This is a genomic window from Protofrankia sp. CiP3 (assembly GCF_917627345.1).
Classification (GTDB): Bacteria; Actinomycetota; Actinomycetes; order Frankiales; family Frankiaceae; genus Protofrankia.
The window spans coordinates 55,153-74,006 of sequence record NZ_CAKJTM010000011.1; the positions used below are offsets into that span (position 1 = coordinate 55,153).

The 18,854-nt window shown below is 67.9% G+C and carries 21 protein-coding genes and 1 other RNA gene; 3 read left to right on the top strand and 19 right to left on the bottom strand.

Features of this window, described 5'->3' with window-relative positions; translation table 11 throughout:
- Positions 1-447: 447 nt before the first annotated feature.
- Both MJ797_RS06510 and MJ797_RS06515 read left to right on the top strand, forming a co-directional pair.
- Positions 448-1,200 (top strand): HipA family kinase, encoded by a 753-nt coding sequence (locus MJ797_RS06510; RefSeq protein ID WP_239332813.1) that lies wholly within the window; start codon positions 448-450, stop codon positions 1,198-1,200.
- A 5-nt stretch (positions 1,201-1,205) separates the two neighbouring features.
- The gene (locus MJ797_RS06515; RefSeq protein WP_239332815.1) at positions 1,206-1,592 is read left to right on the top strand and encodes a DUF3037 domain-containing protein; all 387 of its coding nucleotides are present in this window, start codon (positions 1,206-1,208) and stop codon (positions 1,590-1,592) included.
- 168 nt (positions 1,593-1,760) lie between these two features.
- Here the strand turns inward: MJ797_RS06515 and MJ797_RS06520 are convergent, their stop codons facing one another.
- From MJ797_RS06520 to MJ797_RS26955, 8 genes are all read right to left on the bottom strand, one after another.
- Positions 1,761-2,123 carry a hypothetical protein gene (locus MJ797_RS06520; protein ID WP_239332817.1) on the bottom strand — a complete coding sequence of 121 codons (363 nt, stop codon included), beginning with the start codon at positions 2,121-2,123 and terminating at the stop codon, positions 1,761-1,763.
- Between the two features lie 100 nt (positions 2,124-2,223).
- Positions 2,224-2,597, bottom strand: a transfer-messenger RNA (tmRNA) gene (gene ssrA, locus MJ797_RS06525).
- Between the two features lie 231 nt (positions 2,598-2,828).
- Positions 2,829-3,308, bottom strand: a complete 480-nt coding sequence (smpB, locus tag MJ797_RS06530) for an SsrA-binding protein SmpB (protein WP_239311139.1) — start codon at positions 3,306-3,308, stop codon at positions 2,829-2,831.
- Positions 3,309-3,511: 203 nt separating this feature from the next.
- Positions 3,512-4,396, bottom strand: coding sequence for a permease-like cell division protein FtsX (gene ftsX, locus MJ797_RS06535; protein ID WP_239332819.1), 885 nt, complete (start codon positions 4,394-4,396; stop codon positions 3,512-3,514).
- 3 nt (positions 4,397-4,399) lie between these two features.
- Positions 4,400-5,089 (bottom strand): cell division ATP-binding protein FtsE, encoded by a 690-nt coding sequence (gene ftsE, locus MJ797_RS06540; RefSeq protein WP_239332821.1) that lies wholly within the window; start codon positions 5,087-5,089, stop codon positions 4,400-4,402.
- Between the two features lie 518 nt (positions 5,090-5,607).
- Positions 5,608-6,402: a uroporphyrinogen-III C-methyltransferase gene (gene cobA, locus MJ797_RS06545; protein WP_239332897.1), complete on the bottom strand. Its 795-nt coding sequence runs from the start codon at positions 6,400-6,402 to the stop codon at positions 5,608-5,610.
- 123 nt (positions 6,403-6,525) lie between these two features.
- Positions 6,526-7,626 carry a peptide chain release factor 2 gene (gene prfB, locus MJ797_RS06550; RefSeq protein WP_239332823.1) on the bottom strand — a complete coding sequence of 367 codons (1,101 nt, stop codon included), beginning with the start codon at positions 7,624-7,626 and terminating at the stop codon, positions 6,526-6,528.
- 59 nt (positions 7,627-7,685) lie between these two features.
- Positions 7,686-7,820, bottom strand: a complete 135-nt coding sequence (locus tag MJ797_RS26955; protein WP_255738447.1) for a hypothetical protein — start codon at positions 7,818-7,820, stop codon at positions 7,686-7,688.
- A gap of 319 nt (positions 7,821-8,139) precedes the next feature.
- Here MJ797_RS26955 and MJ797_RS06555 point away from each other — a divergent pair, with 319 nt between their 5' ends.
- Positions 8,140-9,075 (top strand): hypothetical protein, encoded by a 936-nt coding sequence (locus tag MJ797_RS06555; protein ID WP_239332825.1) that lies wholly within the window; start codon positions 8,140-8,142, stop codon positions 9,073-9,075.
- A gap of 65 nt (positions 9,076-9,140) precedes the next feature.
- On the opposite strand, the gene MJ797_RS06560 is transcribed toward MJ797_RS06555, so the two are convergent.
- The 11 genes from MJ797_RS06560 to MJ797_RS06610 all read right to left on the bottom strand — a co-directional run bounded on the left by MJ797_RS06560 (position 9,141) and on the right by MJ797_RS06610 (position 18,777).
- The gene (locus MJ797_RS06560) at positions 9,141-9,638 is read right to left on the bottom strand and encodes a pilus assembly protein TadG-related protein (RefSeq protein ID WP_239332827.1); all 498 of its coding nucleotides are present in this window, start codon (positions 9,636-9,638) and stop codon (positions 9,141-9,143) included.
- Positions 9,635-10,222, bottom strand: a complete 588-nt coding sequence (locus MJ797_RS06565) for a hypothetical protein (protein ID WP_308128287.1) — start codon at positions 10,220-10,222, stop codon at positions 9,635-9,637. Before MJ797_RS06565 ends, MJ797_RS06560 begins: the two co-directional genes overlap by 4 nt.
- Entirely contained in the window at positions 10,219-10,611 is a 393-nt protein-coding gene (locus MJ797_RS06570; RefSeq protein WP_255738450.1) for a TadE/TadG family type IV pilus assembly protein, read from the bottom strand. The genes MJ797_RS06565 and MJ797_RS06570 overlap by 4 nt, the downstream gene beginning before the upstream one ends.
- A gap of 7 nt (positions 10,612-10,618) precedes the next feature.
- Positions 10,619-10,804 carry a hypothetical protein gene (locus MJ797_RS06575; RefSeq protein WP_239332901.1) on the bottom strand — a complete coding sequence of 62 codons (186 nt, stop codon included), beginning with the start codon at positions 10,802-10,804 and terminating at the stop codon, positions 10,619-10,621.
- A 74-nt stretch (positions 10,805-10,878) separates the two neighbouring features.
- Positions 10,879-11,823, bottom strand: a complete 945-nt coding sequence (locus tag MJ797_RS06580; protein ID WP_239332829.1) for a type II secretion system F family protein — start codon at positions 11,821-11,823, stop codon at positions 10,879-10,881.
- A gap of 52 nt (positions 11,824-11,875) precedes the next feature.
- Positions 11,876-12,736 (bottom strand): type II secretion system F family protein, encoded by an 861-nt coding sequence (locus tag MJ797_RS06585; RefSeq protein ID WP_239332831.1) that lies wholly within the window; start codon positions 12,734-12,736, stop codon positions 11,876-11,878.
- The gene (locus MJ797_RS06590) at positions 12,736-14,064 is read right to left on the bottom strand and encodes a CpaF family protein (RefSeq protein ID WP_239332833.1); all 1,329 of its coding nucleotides are present in this window, start codon (positions 14,062-14,064) and stop codon (positions 12,736-12,738) included. The genes MJ797_RS06585 and MJ797_RS06590 overlap by 1 nt, the downstream gene beginning before the upstream one ends.
- Positions 14,065-14,518: 454 nt before the next feature.
- The gene (locus MJ797_RS06595; RefSeq protein ID WP_239332835.1) at positions 14,519-14,731 is read right to left on the bottom strand and encodes a hypothetical protein; all 213 of its coding nucleotides are present in this window, start codon (positions 14,729-14,731) and stop codon (positions 14,519-14,521) included.
- The gene (locus tag MJ797_RS06600; RefSeq protein WP_239332837.1) at positions 14,703-16,187 is read right to left on the bottom strand and encodes a hypothetical protein; all 1,485 of its coding nucleotides are present in this window, start codon (positions 16,185-16,187) and stop codon (positions 14,703-14,705) included. The genes MJ797_RS06595 and MJ797_RS06600 overlap by 29 nt, the downstream gene beginning before the upstream one ends.
- Before the next feature lie 361 nt (positions 16,188-16,548).
- Positions 16,549-18,195, bottom strand: a complete 1,647-nt coding sequence (gene pruA, locus MJ797_RS06605; RefSeq protein ID WP_239332839.1) for an L-glutamate gamma-semialdehyde dehydrogenase — start codon at positions 18,193-18,195, stop codon at positions 16,549-16,551.
- Between the two features lie 99 nt (positions 18,196-18,294).
- A complete protein-coding gene (locus tag MJ797_RS06610; RefSeq protein ID WP_374581611.1) occupies positions 18,295-18,777 on the bottom strand; it encodes a hypothetical protein in 483 nt (160 codons plus the stop codon).
- Positions 18,778-18,854: the final 77 nt, after the last annotated feature.

Sequence of the window (18,854 nt, forward strand, 5' to 3'; positions counted from 1 at the left end):
CGGGTCCAAGGGTTCTGGATGCTCCGGTCCGGATGGTTACCGTGATCGTCGGGATCGTCGTCGCGCTCACGTTCTGTTTCGGCTCCGGCAACGTTCTCTGCCCTCGGCCTACGACTGGGGGTGCCCGTGTGGGTGGCCTGAGCCAGCTCAGAGACTCCCGCGCCAAGGCGGAAACCCGGGCTGCGCGCTGGACGCGATCCTATGTGGCGCGCAGCCCGGCGCGGCGAAGGGTGTCACGGGGCTCGGTCGTGCGCCAGGGTCTCTGATGTCGTGTCTGACCAACGCCGCCGAGGCGCCAGCCGCAATTCCGCCGAAGCCCTGGCACCCCGGCGACGCTGCCCGGGAAAGACATGCCGTAGACCGCTGTGGATATCGATGCCACCCGGTGAGAGAGTCAGGAGTAGAGTCAGCAATGTGCTGCGGCATGTGCGTGGAACCCATTACGTAATGCCCCTGCGGGAGGGTGGCTCCCTGCCAGGTCTGGTCGAAGCCGACGACGACGGCATATACGTCGTCAAGTTTCGCGGGGCGGGGCAGGGAAGCGCGGCTCTGGTCGCCGAGATCGTGGTCGGGGAGTTGGGCCGGCGGCTCGGTATCCGGGTACCCGATCTGGTCGTTCTCACCGTCGATCCGGAGATTGCGCGGCGGGAGCCGGACCAGGAGGTGCAGGAGCTGCTACGGGCGAGCGCAGGAGACAATCTCGGAATGGATTTCCTCCCCGGGTCCATAAGCTACGACGGCGCCAGTTGGCAACCACCGGCCGAAGAGGCCGCGAGAATCTTCTGGCTGGACGCACTGACCGCGAACGTGGACCGGAGCTGGTCCAATCCGAATCTCCTGGTCTGGCATCGTGCACTGTGGGCCATCGATCACGGGGCTGCCCTGGTCTTCCAGCATTCCTGGCCGCCGGTGAGCACCTGGGCGGCGCGCCGCTACGACCTGTCGGAGCACGCGCTGACGGTCCTCGTCAAGGATCTCTCGCCGGAGGCGCTCGAACAGCTCGACTCCGAGCTCGCGACTGTGATCACTCGCGACCTGCTCGCGGAGGTGACGGCATTGGTCCCCGATTCCTGGTTGCTGGGCATGAACTCCGTCCAGCCGGGCGAAGCCGATGCCGCCGCCCTGCGGGAACGGTATGTGGAGTACCTGCTCGCGCGTCGTGCCGGCGACCGCGGCTGGTGGCCTGGCGCGGAGAGGTGATCGCTGTGCCGGAATCATGTTTCGCATTTGACTATGCCCTGCTGCTCGCTGTCCCAAGGGTCGACCGGGGCGAGCGGATAAACGTCGGTGTACTGCTCTATAGTCCTGCCGCGGACTTTCTGGCCGCAGCGATCCATGTTGATACCGAACGACTCAGAGCGCTGGACTCCAATGCCGACGTGGAGCTGATCCAGGCAGCGCTGAATTTCATCCAGATGGTGTGTGCCGGTGATCCCGCCGCCGGCCCGGCCGCCACAAGATCGGCGCGGGCACGCTTCGGCTGGCTCACCGCGCCGCGCAGCACAGTCGTTCAGCCCGGCGCCGTGCATGGCGGTATCACGGCCAAGCCGGCGGTAGAGCTGGACCGGCTGATGGACCGCATGGTCCGATGAACGGGCTCTGACCGCGGATCGACCGCACCCTGCCACGGACGGTCGGCGGTGTTCTGCTTCGGAGGCCGAGGGAACTGGTCTGCGCCCAGGGGCCTCTCGGGCGGGCCGCGGATTCGTCGACCCGGCGAATCCGCGGCCCGCCTGGCCAACACGCCCGATCGTCCGCTCTCAGGGCCCGCCGCGCCGGGCGGGTAGCAGACAGAGCACGGCGGCGAGCGCACCCACGATCCACCACAGGGTCTTGACGAATCCGGAGACGAATACCTCCGCGCGCACCGTGGCCAAGGCGTTCGTCGGGCTCCCACGATCGGTGACGCTCACCCGCCCACCGCAATCAGCGGGAACAAGACTGAGGTCAGGCTGGTGGATATCGCACCGACCCAGTTCAGCCATCAGCCGATTCACCTCGCCGGAAGAATGCTCCTGGCTGACCAGGGCCTGCCGGATCTGCGACGTCACCCGGTCGGGTCGGGCCGGCTCACCGGTGGCGAGGGCGGAGAAGAACAGCCCACCGATCAGTGCGGCACCCACACCGTGCCCACAAGGATCGCGGAAGGTTCGATGGATGATGCCGGGAGGAGTGTCGTGCCTGGTCAGGGGCCTGTTCCGAGCGGACAGACCCCTGACGATCATGTGGAGGTGGCGGGAATCGAACCCGCGTCCTCCGGCACCGCAACAGGACTTCTCCGGGCGCAGCCTGCTACTTGTTTCTCAGCCCCACCAATCACACAGGCATGTCAGTGTGGGCTCAGTCACTGTGAGATGTCCCATCTGACCCCGTGACCGGGTCAGGCAGTGATCCTCCTAGCGACGCCAGGCCCTGAGCCGGAGGAACTCCCAGGCTGACGGCTCCTTATATCCCCTCAGGCAGCGAGGCTGTAAGGGGATGGAGCAGACTGCGACTTGTTGGCAGTTATTTCTTTGAGCGGATCGTTAACGAGATAACCGCTCATCCTCGGCCCGCTTCCCCTGCCTCGACATCCGGAGTCGAAGCCGGTCACCCCCGCGTTCTGTTGATGTTGATGTTCTGTCGGTGTTGACTGTGGTCCATTTCCAGCGCTTGCCGATCGTGCGGAGGACCGCCCGAATGACCGCCCACGCCACCCAACACCGGCTGCGCACCCCATCTTCCCATGGAGTCCCGGTCGTCTGCCACCCGGGTCTGACGGACAGCGCCCCGGTGTGACGGACGGCGACCGGCACAGCATGGGCGGTGCGCCGTCTACCCCGGCAGGGTCAATCCTCCCGCCCCTTGGCCCGGCGGCCCAGCGCTCGGGAGACCTCGCGGGAGGCGTCCCGCTCGGCGAGCGCGTGCCGCTTGTCGTAGGTCTTGCGCCCGCGGGCGAGAGCGACCTCCACCTTTGCCCGGCCGTCCTTGAAGTAGATGGACAGCGGGACGATGGTCAGGCCGCCCTCCTTCGTCTTGCCGACCAGCTTAGCGATCTCATCACGATGCAGCAGGAGCTTACGGCGCCGACGCGGGGTGTGGTTCGTCCACGTGCCCTCGGTGTACTCAGGGATGTGCACACCGTGCAGCCACGCTTCCCCGTCGTTGATCTGGGCGAAGGCGTCCACCAGTGACGCACGGCCCGCCCGCAGCGACTTCACCTCGGTGCCCTGGAGCACCAGCCCGGCCTCGATGGTGTCGAGAATCGTGTAGTCGTGCCGGGCCCGCCGGTTCTGTGCGACCAGCTTCCTACCGGTCTCCTTTGGCACTTCTGGTGTCCCTCTTCCTCGCAAGCCCCATACACGTTCACGTCCCAGGCAGGTCCCAGCCAGGTCCGGCAGGTCCCAGGCATGCCCCAGACAGATGCCGCCGAACGGGCCGGGATATGGACCTCGGCCACGCGCGCGGCAACGTCACACTGCCGCCGGCTCTCCAGATTACGCCGGCCGCCGGGCAGGCCGGAACGGACGGGTCAGACCCGCAGGTATCGTCGCAGCGCCACCGCAGCCAAGATCGCGGATGTCACGGTGCCGATCAGGAGAACAGCGACGGCAACGGCCCACACCGCATCCCAGCCGAAGAGCGGGAAGATCGCCTGCCGGGCAAACTTATGATCAACAAAATAGACCTTGCACAGGATCAATATCACCACCGCGAACATCCCGCCGAGCATGCCCGTAACCGCGCTCTCCATGACGAAAGGCGCGCGGATCGTCGCGTTGGTGGCCCCCACCAGGCGCATGATCGCGGTTTCCCTACGTCGTCCGTGCGCGGAGAGGCGGATCATCGCATAGATCAGCACCACCGCGGCAAAAGCCTGAACGGCGGCAAGCGCGAAGGTGCCGACCGCGAACGCGCGCAGGAAGCGATAGAGCGGCGCGACCAGCGCGCGCTGGTCGCGTACCCGGTCAACGCCGTCCCTCCCGGTGTACTCCAGAACGATCTCGCCGGATCGGCGTGGGTCGACAAGCGTGAGACGGAACGACGCGGGCAGGTCGGCCGCGCTCACGCCGCTCACGACATCCGGCGAGTTACGGAAGTCACGGGTGAAACGCGCGAACGCACGCGCCTTGTCCTCGTAAACGACCGCCCGCACCAGGGGGTCAGCGCGCAGATCGGCCGCCAGCGCGGCACGTTCGGCGCTGGAGGCTCCGTCGTTGAGGTCGATGACAACCTGGATCCGGTCAAGAAAAAACCTGTCGACGGTCCGGGCCTGTGCCCTCAGCAACAGGCCGGCTCCGAGCAGCGTGAGGCAGATCGTCACCGTGACGATCACCCCGAGGGCCATCGACAGGTTACGCCGCAGGCCGCTGACACCGATCACGAGCATCTGGCCCAGCCACATACCAACGGCCATCACTTACAGTGCCAGCCCATAGGCGCCCCGCAGCTGGTCACGCACCAGGGCACCGTGTTCGAGCTCGATGACCCGATGGCCCATGGCGTCCACCAGAGTGGCGTTGTGCGTGGCCATGACAACGGTCGTACCGATCTGGTTGATCGCATTCAGCAACTTCATGATCCCAGAACTCGTGGCCGGGTCCAGGTTGCCGGTCGGTTCGTCAGCCAGCAGGATGCGCGGACGCCCGGCAAAGGCCCGGGCAACCGCGACCCGTTGCTGCTCTCCGCCGGAGAGCTCGTCGGGGTAACGGTCCTCCTTACCAGCCAGCCCCACCAAGCTGACGATCGCGGGGACGACAGCGCGTACCACCTGGCTCGGCCGACCGGTGACCTCCAGAGCAAAGGCCACGTTGCCGGCGACCGTCCGGTCGGGCAACAACCGGAAGTCCTGGAACACGCACGCCACCCGCCGGCGCAACAACGGCACCCGGCGCTCCGGGATCCGGTTCACATCCAGGCCGGCAACCTCTACCACGCCGGCCGTGGGCCGCTCCTCCCGCAACAGCAGCCGCAGCAAGGTGGACTTCCCCGACCCCGACGGACCGACCAGGAAGACGAACTCCCCCGCGGCGATCTCGACGGTCACGTCATCCAGCGCGGGACGCGCACCTGCTGGATACCGTTTGGTCACCGAAGTCATGCGAATCACGCTTACCACTCCTCGCATCCAAATAGACACTCTAAGTCATCAGTGGATGCTAACCAACAACGCGGCGGTCACGGCCCCGCGGGCGTCCGAGGACCGCAGGAGCATCACAGGACAGCCAGCGCGGCGTCGCGAGGCAGACAGGGATGGCGCGGGGAACAGCGGGTAGACAGAGGGCGTGGCCGTCTGAACGGTGGCGGAACTTTTCTGGACCGTCAGACATTGTGCGGGTCAGCGCGCAAGCGCGATGATGCTGGAAGCGGACGCGGGGAGGTCGACGGCATGTGCTGCGAGGACCTGGTATGCGCCCGATGTGCCGGGCCGGTCGCCGAGGCACGGTGTCCGTCCTGCCGATCGGCCCGTGACTCGATGCACCACTCCCCCGCCACGATCACACCTCAGATGCTGATCGTCATCGTGTCAGTGCTCCTGGTACTGGCCCTGCTCGCCGTCCAGCACGGATAGGCTGCGCTGCGCCCGGTCAGGTATCGAACTCCGTTCGACCGGCCGGGCCACAGCTGTCAGGCCAGCATCTCCCGCAGCGCGACCACGTCGCCGATGACGATGACGGACGGCGGCCCGATACGAGCATCAGCGGCCAGCGCGGCGATGTCCGCGAGCGGGCCAGTGACCACCTTCTGACCAGCGCTTCCGCCACCGTGGATCACAGCCGTCGGGGTGGATCCCGCGCGGCCCCGCTTCACCAGCTCCGCGGTGATCTGCCCCAGCGCGCCGACACCCATCAACACGACGATCGTCCCAGCGCCGGTCGCCACGGCATCCCAGTCGACCGTCGAACCCGGATGGGACGGGTCGAGATGACCGGAGACGATCGTGACGTCCTGGGTGATCCCGCGGTGGGTGACCGGAATGCCAGCCAACGCCGGTACCGCCACAGCGCTCGTCACACCCGGCACAACCTCGCAGGGCACCCCCGCAGCCCGACAGGCCAGCGCTTCCTCACCACCACGGCCGAAAACGAAAGGATCGCCGCCCTTGAGCCGCACCACCCCGAGGCCCCGCCCAGCCCGATCCACGATCAGGCGGTTGATCTGATCCTGGGTGATGTTGTGGCCGTGCGCTTCCTTGCCCACGTCCACGATCTCGACGCCGGGCCCGAGCTCGGCGAGCAGCGCCCGCGGAGCCAACCGGTCGACAACCACCACATCGGCCCGGCGCAGCAGCTCCATGCCTCGAACAGTGATCAGATCGGGACGGCCCGGCCCACCACCGACCAGCGCCACCCAGCCACCCGCGGCGGGCCGCGCGGGCGCAGCGGCATCCGGTGGCACCGCCCACACGGTGGCGCCGGCCATCAGGCCTGTCTCGGAACTGTCCATGGTCCTAAGGTTGCCTCGGGAGCCACGGACACGCGAGAGACGCCATGCGCCCGGTGCCCCCTACCCCGCGCGGGAGCGCCGATCGGCCAGCGTCGACGATCAGGCCGGGCCTTCGGCGGCGCGTCGCCAGCGGATCTCAGCATCGATGAAGTCGTCGATATCGCCGTCGAGCACCGCTCCGGTGCCGGACGTCTCCACATCGGTCCGCAGATCCTTCACCATCTGATACGGATGCAACACGTAGTTGCGGATCTGCGAGCCAAAGGAGACATCCTGCGGGCCGCCGGTCAGCCGCTGCTTCTCGGCAGCCTCCTCCACACGTCGGCGCTCCAGCAGTTTGGCCTGGAGCACCATCATGGCCGCGGCCTTGTTCTGTAGCTGGCTGCGTTCGTTCTGGCAGGTCACCACGATGTTCGTCGGCAGGTGGGTGATCCGCACCGCCGAGTCGGTGGTGTTGACGCCCTGCCCGCCCGGCCCCGACGAGCGGAAGATGTCGATCCGCAGTTCCTTGTCGTCGATGTCGACGTGGTCGGCCTGCTCGACGGCGGGCGTCACCTCGACCCCCGCAAACGACGTCTGACGGCGGTTCTGGTTGTCAAAGGGGCTGATCCGCACCAGCCGGTGGACGCCGTGCTCGCTGCGCAGCGTCCCGTAGGCGTATGGCGCCTTGATCTGGAACGTGGCGGACTTCAGGCCCGCCTCCTCCGCCTCAGAGGTGTCGAACACCTCGGTGCTGTAACCGTGCCGCTCGGCCCAGCGCAGGTACATGCGCAGCAACATCGCGGTCCAGTCGGCGGCGTCCACGCCACCGGCTCCGGCGGACAGCTGAATGATCGCATCCCGCTCGTCGTACTCACCGGACAGCAGTGTGCGGACCTCGAGCGCGGAGACGTCACGAGTGAGTTTTGGCAGGCCCGCCGCGGCCTCAGCCAGCAGGTCGTCATCATCAAGGTCAAGAGCGGCGAGAATGTCGTCAAGGCGCCGCCGCAGCGCTTCGACGCGCGCGATGTCCCCCCGTACCGACGAAAGCCGGCGGGTGACGCTCTGCGCTCTGTTCTGGTCGCTCCACAGGTCCGGATCCGCCGCCTCACGCTCCAGATCAGCGGCGCGACGCCGGAGACTTTCAAGATCAAGAACCGCTTCGATGCCGGTGAGCGTCGAGTCGAGAGTCTTGATCTCCTCTGTGAGGTCGGCGGCCATGAGACCTATCTTACCGGCGGGAGCGCACCACCCCCAGCCGGATTCCGATCTTGGCGCGGCTACCTGGGCACCCGCGCCAGCGCGTCGCCGCGCGGTCGTCCCAGCGGTACCCCCGCCCGGTTCGATCGCTCGAGGTTCACCCGCCCGTAGCCGGCGTTGTCCCCGGCGGGCAGCCCAGCCACCGCCACCGGCATAGTTCACCGCCACCGCCCATGCGGCAACCGAACGGCGGCCGAATGACGGCCAGCTGACAGAAACACGGCCCGCCGGCCCGAAACCCGAGCGCGGCTCTGCTACAGGCCGGAAATCCCTCCAAGGTCAACAGGACATCGGACCCGACCAGAATTGACATGGAGAGACTTAAAGCACATCCAGCGCACCCTCGCTACCGAGGTGTCAGCGCGGCCCAACGACTATCTTGACTGTCAGTAGGCTCTTCGGCCAGGAAAGTGGTGACAGGTGGGTGTCATTCCATGTTCGGCCGGATTTGGCGTTGCTGGGCGCTGGTGAGCCGTGAACGACAGAACAGCCGGCACCTACCTCTCGACCGATACCGGCGAACTGCATGACGCCTGTATCCGGACCCTGGCAGAGACACTCATCAGCTATGAGACGGCTAACCTGACCGACACCGTATCAATGCTGACGCCGCTGGAAAAGACCACCCGGACAGTGCCCCGTACCCGACGGTTGCGGGGCTCGGTCGCACTGGACTGGATGCGGCTGCATGCCGCCGTGACCGCGACCATGGCAAACGCCGCATACGACCAGGGGTGCCACGGCGACGCGGTCTCGCTGGCCGATCGGGCCGCGACGGTGGCACGCGCCGCTGGCGACGGCCCGCTTGCCGGCAGTGCGCTGGCAGTACGCGCTCGGGTGGTGCGCCAGCACAGCCCGACGGTGGCGCTACAGATCGCGGGGGCCGCCAGCCGGATCGCCGGCGCAAGCCCGGCCCGCGCCATGGTGACCGGCAAGGTCTCGGCCGGCTCGTACGCGGTCCTCGGCGATATCGCTGGTGTCCGGCAGGCCGTCGCCCGCGCCTGGAAAATCATGGAGCAGCTGGAGCCATCCGCGCAGGGCCGGCCCGGATTCGCGCTCACCACCTATTCCCCAGCGGACCTGGCTCTGGCCAGCGCCGAGGCATTGACCACCGTCGGTGTCGCGGACGAGGCCGAACCACACCTCGAACGGGCCGCCGCACTGATCGCGGACAGCGGGCAGACCGGAATGATCATTGCTGTCCAGATGGCACAGGCGCGGACCGCGCTGGCACGCCACCGCCCCGACCCCGACGAGGCGGAACAGTATGTGTCCAGCGCGGTCGCGCTGGCGGCGCAACGGCCGGCCCAATGGGTTGCCCGGCTGGTACGCGACATCTCCGCGCTCGCCACCAGACGCACCGGCCATCAGCTCGACGGGCTCGTCGCCGCCACCGCCGGCTGGTTCTGACCTTCTCCCGCTCTCCCTCGCTGCGGCCCCGGTAGCCCCGTAGCCCCGGTGCGTCCCGAACGCCGTCAGGCGCCGGGCGGGCGTACCAGCGACTGGGCGTCCGCGCTGGCCGTGACGGTGACCGGGCCGATGCCCAGGAGCGCCACCACCGGCAGGACGACCGTCCGGGTTCCGGTCACCCGGACGGTGGCCGCATTCAGCAGCTGCGCGGTCAGCACCGTATGCCCGGACGGATCAGCGTCAGCCTGGTATCCGGCGACAGCGGCGGTGACCTCGGAAAGCGGCAGTTGCCGGAAATCCTCGGTCGCTGTGTAGATGGCGGCATCGTCGACATGCTGCGCGGCGGCGAGCGCGGCACCGTCGGCCGCCGAGGCCACGGAACGTCTGGCCAGATACACCGCGGAGGCATCGGTCACCACAAGCGCCAGCATCAGCGCAATCATGACATAGCCGAGAGTGAGTATCAGGATCGTGCCGGCGTCCGCATCAGTTCGCGGCTGCTGGCACGATCCCGCGCGAGGCGCCCGCCCAGGCCTGGCCGCGCCCTGCCACGATCGGCTCATGCGACTGTCCGGTCGCGCCGGTAGGCGTCCACGACGACGATGAACTTGCCGTTCACGGTGATATCCGCCAATCCGGTGAACAGCCGTGCGGTTCCGGGCAACGCCGCGACCGAACGGACGCACACGACGAACCGCGCGCCCGGAGCCAGCGACGCGGCTCCGTCGCCTGGATCCCCCGCACCGCAGTCCGCGCCCTCCGGGGCGAAACGCACCTCGGGCGCGCCGTCAATACCCTGGTCCGCGAAGGCCAGCCGAGCGGCCACCCGCGCGCGCTGGACGGCCTGATCCTCGCTGTCCGCGGTCGCGTAGGCCCGGCCGGCCGCCCGAGCAGCCTGGGTGACCGCGAAAGCCGACCGCTGGACCGAGAACACGCTGAGGAAGAAGTAGACAAACGGGATCAACAACAGAACCGACAGCCCAACGAACTCGATCAACGCGGTACCACTGTCATCAGGCCCGCGAAGGCACCCGTACGGACGCGGCAACAAACACGCGCGCAACCGCGGGCACCGCCCGCCGCGATCCAGCGCCAGCCGTGCGGGCGGCCAGGCCCGCACAAGCGGCGACCGGCCCAGCGGTCTCACGGCGTCTCCTTGACCGCGTGCCCGACCACTTTGATCGTCGTATTCGCTCCGAACGGCATGACAGCCAACGGCACCACGACCTCGCACCGCACCTCAACCAGTGGCACACCGGACGGATCAACCGCCGCTCCACTCGTGCAACGGGTATCGGCCCGCCCGGGAACGGACGAAACGATCAGCCGCTCGGCGTACGGACCGCCGGAATCATCGGCCGCGTCCAGGTTCGCCGCGTGCCGCGCGCCCTCAGCCGCGTCCGCGGCGAGGGTATTGCGGACATGCAGGACGAGGCCAACCTGGATAACGCCGAGAAACAACAGTAACAGCAACATTCCGACCAGCACGAACTCGACAACAGCCGAGCCCCGCTCAGCAGCCAGACGGACCGACACCGGCCGGTCAGCCGTTGCCGACCACGGAGTCGATCGCGTTGGTGAAAACGTCCCGCAGCTGGGGCACGGCGACCGCCATCAGTGCCACCACCAGCGCCGCCGTCATTACCGTGACCATCACCCAGCCGGGCACGTCACCGCGATCGCCGCGATCCCGAAACCGGTTGTCCGGCACATCACGAAAGACCTCCAGCCGCGCCGGTGCCCATCGGCCCAGCAGCTTCACGAATATCCGCACAGTCGACAACTCCTCACATCACATCATGATCACTGCGCATTGAACGTCAGGCTCACGACCGCTGGATAGAAAGCAAAGATCACAGTAGTCGGCAGGACAAAGAAAACGACCGGCACCATCATCGCGATCTCCTTGCGGCCACCGGCTTCCAGCAGCTGCCGCTTGCCCGCCTCCCGGACGTCGACCGCCTGCGCCCGCAGCACCTCCGCCAACGGTGTGCCGCGTTCGATCGCCACCGCCATGCCGTCGACGAACCGGCTGAGCGAGGCAACCGTCGTCCGGGTGGCCATACCCTCCAGCGCCTGGACGAGGGTGGCGCCAGCACGTGCGTCCGCGAGAGCCAGCCGCAGTTCGCGGCCGAGCTCCCCGTGCGACAGCCGACTTACCCGTTCCAACGCTCCTATCGGGCTCTCACCTGCGGTAACAGCCAACGCGAGCAACTCGGCAACGGTCGGGAACTCGATGAGAATGCGTTCCTCACGTTCTCGTATCGCCCGGGTCAGCCACCAGTCCCGGGCGACGACCCCGCCCGCGACGCCGGCAACGACCAGAGCAACGCTGACGATCGGCGGCGGCCCGAAGCCCAGCAGCGCACGCAGCAGCAGCAGAAAAGCGCCGAACAGCGCCCCGGCGGCCGAGCAGACCACCTGCTGAACCCGGAAATCCTCGACGGACGTCCGCCCGCCGGCCTGAGTCAGGCGGCGCTGCAACGCGGCGCGCCCGCCGAGGAAACGGTCGAGCCGGTGAGCCGCGTCGGCGATGAACGGCCGGAGCAGCTCCTCCAGGCCGCTACGCGAGGCGGCAGGCCGGGCGCGGTCCGCGAGCAGCCTGGACTGCGCCGGAGTATCCCGCAGGTAGGGGTCGATCCGGTCCGCGAGCCGGATCCGCCGGACCACCGGCGACCGCAGCACGACAATGGCCAGGCCGATACCGGCCAACAGCCCGATCAGCGCACCTGTCGCGACCGGGCTCATCTGGGCCGCACCGCCGCCGTCGGCATCGGTCCGCTCCGCATCAGCCAGCTCATCATGGACGCAGTACCCGGCCTTCTTCGGGAAGTCGGCCGATCTTCTTCATGAGCAGGTATGCCACCATCGACACCCCGCCACCGACCGCCAGTACGATTACGCCGGTGGGGCTGTCATAAGCGCGTACTGTCTCCCCCCGGGTTGCCAGCAGCAGCAGAACAATCCACGGTGCGGCAAGCGCGAGCCGTGCGGCGTTGATCGTCCAGCTCTGTCGGGTCTCAAGCTCCGCGCGGGTCCGAGCGTCCTCTCGCAGGAACGTCGACAACGTCCGGAGCAGCCGGCCGAGGTCGGTCCCACCTACCTCCCGAGCGGTACGCAACGACTCGATGATCCGGTCCGCGATCGGATCAGCAAGATCATCAGAAAGTCGGTCCAAGCTCGCTGAGAAGGATCCGGTCGCCCGGTACTCCTCACCGAAACGGGTGAAAGCGGGGCGAAGGGGCAGCGGGCCGCGTACCCCCACCGACGCGAGCCCCTCCGACAGCGGCATTCCCGCTCGTACCGCGCTGGCCAGGTTGTCGACGACATCCGGCCACAGCTCCCGAAGGTCGTGCATACGTGCTCGGCGCCGGCGCAGCACCATCGCGCGCGGCAGCAACGCGGCGAAGATGAAGAAGGCTCCGCCAAGCGACCAGGTGGCGGTGAAGGCCAGTACGATCAGGCCCACCAGCAGCCCGGCCCCGATACTGATCACAAAAAACTGCTCGGGGCTGACTCCCGGGATACCCGCCTGAACAAGCAGCTCCCGGGTCCGGCCCCGCCATTTCACGGCGACGGGACCACGCGGGGCACGGGCCCGCCCGCTGGAGACGATGAGGAACAGGCCGAGGCCGAACAGCAGCCCGATGAAGATGCCCATCAGTGCTCGACCGCGATCTCGGCCCACGAACGGTCGGCAAACGGCGCCCGGTCCAGCTCGGTCACCCGATCCATCCGATCACGATCGGTCATGGCAAGCAGAGCTGGCAAATCATAGCCGGCCCGGGCGAACCGGTCGGCATGTGGCGGGTAGCCGTCAGCCCGCACCAGGACGTCGTTACGTGATCGGTAGATCTGCGCGGTCTCGACGACGTCCCCCTCCGTGCGCCCCGACAGCGAGACGATCTCGGTGACACGCCGCCGCCCGTGCGCGTCCTTGGCGAGATGCACAACAAGATCGATACTGGCGGCGACCGTCGGCACCACAAAAGCGTGGCTGACGTTCTCCCCCGCGAGCAGCGGCAGGGTGCACAGTTTGGTGACCGCCTCGCGGGCCGAGTTCGCGTGCAGGCTGCACATGCCAGGCAGGCCCGAGTTAAGAGCGATCAGCAGGTCGAGCGCCTCTTCCTGCCGGACCTCACCGACGATAATGCGGTCGGGGCGCATCCGGAGGGCCTCCTTGATCAGACGACGGAGCCGGATCTCGCCGGTGCCCTCCAGGTTGGCCTGCCGGGTCTGCATGGCCACCCAGTCCGGGGACCGCAGCTTGAGCTCGAACACCTCCTCACAGGTGATGACCCGTTCCCGCCCGGGGATGGCCGAGCCGAGGCAGTTGAGCATGGTGGTCTTTCCCGCCTGCGTCCCGCCGGCCACGATGATGTTCAGACCAGCGGCGACAGCGGCCTCCAGGAAGGCCGCCGCCGCCGCGGTGATCGTCGCCAGGTCGATCAGCTCGTCCATACTGGCCGCGGACAGAACGAACTTGCGGATGTTGACCGACCAGTGGACGCGGGTGACGTCGGGGATGACGACATGCAGACGCGACCCGTCCGGCAGCATGGCGTCCACGAACGGAGTGGATAGATCCACTCTGCGCCCAGAGCTCTTCAGCATCCGTTCGACCAGGTCCTGGACCTGATCGGCGCTCAGGATCGTCGTGGTCAGCTCGCTGCGCCCGTTGCGCGCGACGAAAACGCGCCCAGGTTCGTTGATCCAGATCTCTTCCACGGCCGGGTCGTCCAGATGGCGTTGCAGGGGGCCGAATCCGGCGACCGCGTCGTGGACAAGCCGCGCGGTCGTGGCGCGGTCGACAATCGCCGGGAGATCGCTGGTGAGTGTGCGTTCCTCGTATTCACCAAGGACGTCCTCGACAAGCTCGCGGATCCGAGTGGGCTCGCGAACCGGGTCGAGGGATCGACGCCGGACCAGTTCACGCACTTCACTCTCAATGAGCGAAGTGGCGTCCAGCCAGCTGCTGCGTGTTGTCACCGAAAACCCGATCTTCCTGGTTACCCCTTCGGACCGACCCGCTCCCGGGAATCCTCGCGAAGCGTAGAAAAAAGGTCACAGGCAATCAAGTACCCAGCCCGATTTCCGCCTGGCCCGGCTTCCTCGTCCCACCGTCACCGCCACCGCATGGACCGCCGGCCGCCCGAGGCCGCCGACGGCGCAAAATCATGATCACGTCACCTTTGGCCAAACAACCCCACGACATCATCATTCTCACAACTATCGCATCCAGCCCGCGCCGGCCCGCGAACAGCCCCGCACGGAACAAATAGGATCATGAAGTCAGTCAATGATTCATTACTTTGCGTGCCGATCAAAGCGACCGTGACCATGGTGCGCGACAACGCTTTCAGAAGCCGGGAAACAGCCGGCGCCTCGCGGCCGAAACAATCCGGCACGCAACGGTGGCGACCGGCCGGCGAACGCGGAGCGGTCAGAAGATCGACGCGGGTTTGTTCTCGGGCACGGCTATCCGGCCGGAAATCGCGCACACCGACAGAATTTTCGCGATCATACTCACGGTGGCGGCCGAACCAGCGGTCACCAGTTCCCAGCTCAGCAAGGTTGTCAACGACCGGCCTGCCAGCCCGGCCCCGACCGGCGGGCCAGCCAGCGGATCAGGCCACGTTCCCGTGGTGGCGCTCATACAGCGAGCGTGCCTGCCCCACCCAGTCATCTGAGAAAAGCCGGTCACCGAACCCGTCGAGTACCCGGACGAGGCCATCGATCTGATCACTGTCGAGCTCCGCAAGCTGCCGGAAGCTCGCGATGCCAAGCGCGTAGAGACGCGCCTCCACAACCGGGCCGATCCCCACGATCTCCTTGAGATTGTCCCGCCGAGTTCCCGTTACCTCCGCCGGTATCGCGACCGAGAAGGCTCCAGCGCCGCCGGCAGCGGTCAGCGAGGCGAGCGCGACCGAGCCGGGCAGGACGGCCTGGGGCTGTCCGGGCGGCTCGCCCGGTACCGGCCGCGCGGTCTGCACCGGGACCACATCGACGAGCGCTGGGTCCCTTCCGTCGAAGGGGAAATCATCGGCCCACTCACTGTCAGCGGTGCTCCCCCCATCGGCGTCGGCGCCGCCATTGCCATCGGCGTCGGCGTCGTGCGTCAGTCCGGGCCCGGCATCATCCCGGCTGGCCGGGGCATCCACCCGCTCAGCCGGCGCGTGCCCGGGGCCGGCGGCGTCCTCGCTCCGCTCGCTGTGGCCGCTCCGCTCGTCCCCCTCGATCCGGGCCAGCAGCCGGACCTTTTCCGCCGCCCACTCAGCCTGATGACGATCAAGTTTGGTCGTCATCGTCGCAACCTGACGCTGCGCGTCCTCTGCCTCGGTACGGGCCATCGCCAACCGGGACGAGAACTTCGCTGCCCGCCCCTCCGCCTCGGAGAGCTGCACCCGCAACCGCGCCGCCTCGGCGGCAAGCGTCTGGACAGCCTCGGCATCCCCCCGCGCGTGGGTCTGGCCCGACCTGGTGGCCACCAGGTCAGCTCCCCCGCTGGTGTCGACGGCCGCCGACGAGCCATTCGGCGAACCAGCCGCCTGGAGCGCCGCCCGGGTGACCGGCGCGGCCTGGACAGGCACGCTGGTCTGCCGGTTGACCCGCTCATGAGCCTCGGCCTCCGCCAGGGCCCCCTCGATCGTCCGCACCCTGCGGCCCGCGGCGAGGACCTGGCGCTCCACCGCCGTGACCCGCTGCTCGGACTCGGCCGCCCGCTGTTCGGCCGCGGTCAGACGCGCCGTGAGCGCCGCTTTCTCCAGCGCCCACTCGTCGTCCTGACGCCTGAGCCGTGCTCTCATCTCCGCAACGAGAACCGCCGAACCGACCGCCATGTCACGGTCCGTCAGACCCTCGGTGCCCGCGTCCCCATCCGCGGCGACATCGCCCACAGCGGACCGGCCCACTTCCGAAGCCTCCCCGTCGACCCGGCCGTTCGCCACCGATGGACGGGCCGCCGCCGGGTCCACGCACACGGCGGCCAGGGCACGCCGTGCCTCCTCGCTCTGGCGACGCATAGGGCCGATGAGGAACACCCAGGCCAGCAGTACACCGATGACCAGTGCCGCCGCGACAAACACCAGGATCTGGCCGGCAAGGTAAAGCACGAGCGATCAGTCTCCTTCCCGGGTGCGCCGGGCACACCCGCAATCCTTCACAAAGTATCGCGAAGGACGAAAGCGATCGTAACACCCGGCAACGGAGTATCTCGCCGTGAGATCCAGCCGGCATATTCGATCATCGATCGCTCTTTGGCCGGACAGGCCCCGTCGACCGCCGCACGGCTGACGGGAAAGGTAGGACATCGTGCTTGCCGCACCTGGTGGCCAACGATTGCACAGCCATGTTTCAGACGTCCAGTTCCTACCGGACAACCAGCCGGCAACGGATGTGGTCCAGGTGTCCGCCGCCGGCACGGCTCTCCTCGTGATGTCGCCCGCGAGCCGCGGCCGTACACATCACGAATCTTCAAGCCATATGTGGATAGAACACTGTCCGCGGCGGGTCGAAGGTCTCCTTGAGTGTCCGCGGCGAAACCCACCGCAGCAGGTTCAGCGCGGAACCCGCCTTGTCATTGGTACCGCTGGCACGCGATCCGCCAAACGGCTGCTGACCCACCACCGCACCCGTCGGTTTGTCGTTGAGATAGAGGTTTCCCGCGCTGTAACGCAATGTCTGGGCAGCCGTGGCGAGTGCGGCCCGGTCACGACCGAATACGGCACCGGTCAACGCGTAAGGGGCGACATCCGCGACATCCGCCAAGATCGAAGAAAACGCATCCGCGCCGGCCTGCGGACGATCCGCATACACATGCACGGCAAGGACCGGCCCGAAGTACTCCGACGTGAAGACCTCGTGTGTGGGGTCGGCACACACCACGATGGTCGGTTCCACAAAGTACCCGACCCGGTCGTCGGTACCGCCACCGACGAGAACCGACACGGCCGGATCCGCCCGCAGCCGCGCGAGCAGAGCCGCCAGCCGGCCGAACGCCCGTCGATCGATCACCGCGCCGCCGAACAGGCCCAGGTCCGACACGTCACCGTAGGTCAACGCCGCAGTCTCGGCCACCAGCCGGTCCCGCAGGCCGGCCCGCCACATCGAGGCGGGGAGATAGGCGCGGGAGGCCGCCGAGCACTTCTGCCCCTGGTATTCGAACGCGCCGCGGACGAGGGCAACCGCCACGGCATCCGGGTCGGCGCTGGCATGGGCCACCACGAAGTCCTTGCCGCCGGTCTCACCGACCAGCCGCGGGTAATCGCGGTACCCCTCGATCCCGTCCGCGACCGTCCGCCACATCTCGCGGAAGGTGGCGGTTGACCCGGTGAAGTGCACGCCAGCGAGAGCGCGGTGGCGCAACGCGACGGCGGAGACAGCCGCGCCGTCCCCGGTGACCATATTGATCACGCCCGGGGGAAGACCCGCGGCCGCCAGCAACGACATGGTGTGGTGGGCAGCGAGCTGCTGGGCCGGGGAGGGCTTCCAGACCACGGTGCTGCCCATGATCGCCGGAGCGGTCGGCAGGTTCGCCGCGACCGAGGTGAAGTTGAACGGGGTTACCGCGAGGACGAAGCCCTCCAGCGGCCGGTAGTCCATGCGGTTCCACGTCCCGGGAGCCGAGACCGGTTGCCGGGCGACGATCTCACGGGCGAACGCGGCGTTGAAACGCCAAAAATCGATCAGTTCGCAGGCCGCGTCGATCTCCGCCTGGTAACAGCTCTTGCTCTGCCCCAACATGGTCGCGGCGTTGAGGATGTCCCGCCAGCGCCCCGCGAGCAGCTCGGCGGCGCGCAGGAACACAGCCACGCGGTCGTCCTGGCTGAACGCCCGCCAGGCCGGCCCGGCCGCCAGCGCCGCGTCGACGGCGTCCGCGACGTCCCGCGGCGCCGCCGCCCGGCCCGTCCCCAGCACCAGCGCATGCCTGTGCGGGGCCACCACATCGAATGGCTCCCCGGTGCCTGGCCGGGGCTCACCCGCGATCACCAACGGGAGCTCGACGCGTTCACCCGCCATCCGCGCAAGCTCAGCCCGCAGGCTGGCATGCTCCGCGCTTCCCGCGGGGTAGTCGCGGACCGGCTCGTTTACCGGCTCCGGGACGACCGTGACAGCGTCCACCTGTGTCACCCCTTGCCCATGCGGGAGAACCAACCCGCCCGAATCCACACGACCGAATCCACGCCACCGAACGCCTGAACACGATCCGTCCACGAACGCCTACAGAAGATCCGCCAGCTCCTGCGTGGCATACCAGAGCAGTTCATACCCATCAGCCTCGTCCACCAGGAAAGCCGCGTCCTCACCACCGAGATCGGCCTCGACCACGGCCGCGGCGGCCACGGCGACGACAGCCTGCGCATCAACATCATCCACGTGGACGGCCCGAACCGCGGCTATCGGCACAGGTACCGCGACTTCGACCACCCCCCGATCGAGATCATCAAGGATTCGCACCTGATGATCGTCGACATCCACGGCAAACACGACCCGGCGCCGGGGCGCCGTCGGGTCGTCATCGAGCAGTCTGAGGCTGCCCCTGGCGGCCTCGAGAAGCAAGGCGTACTCCATCTCGTCCATATCCGACCCGGCATACCACTCCCGAACGGCCCCGGTGACGGCAAAACCGAGCCCGGCGGGAACCAGGCGGTCCACGAGGACGCCCCGCACGGCCGACAGGGTCGACGGTAGATAAACGCGCACGACGCCAGTGTGCCGGGCGCTGTCCGGCGCCCGACCGGCGGCAGGAAGGCGGGCCGGCCTGGCCGGCCCGACGCCGC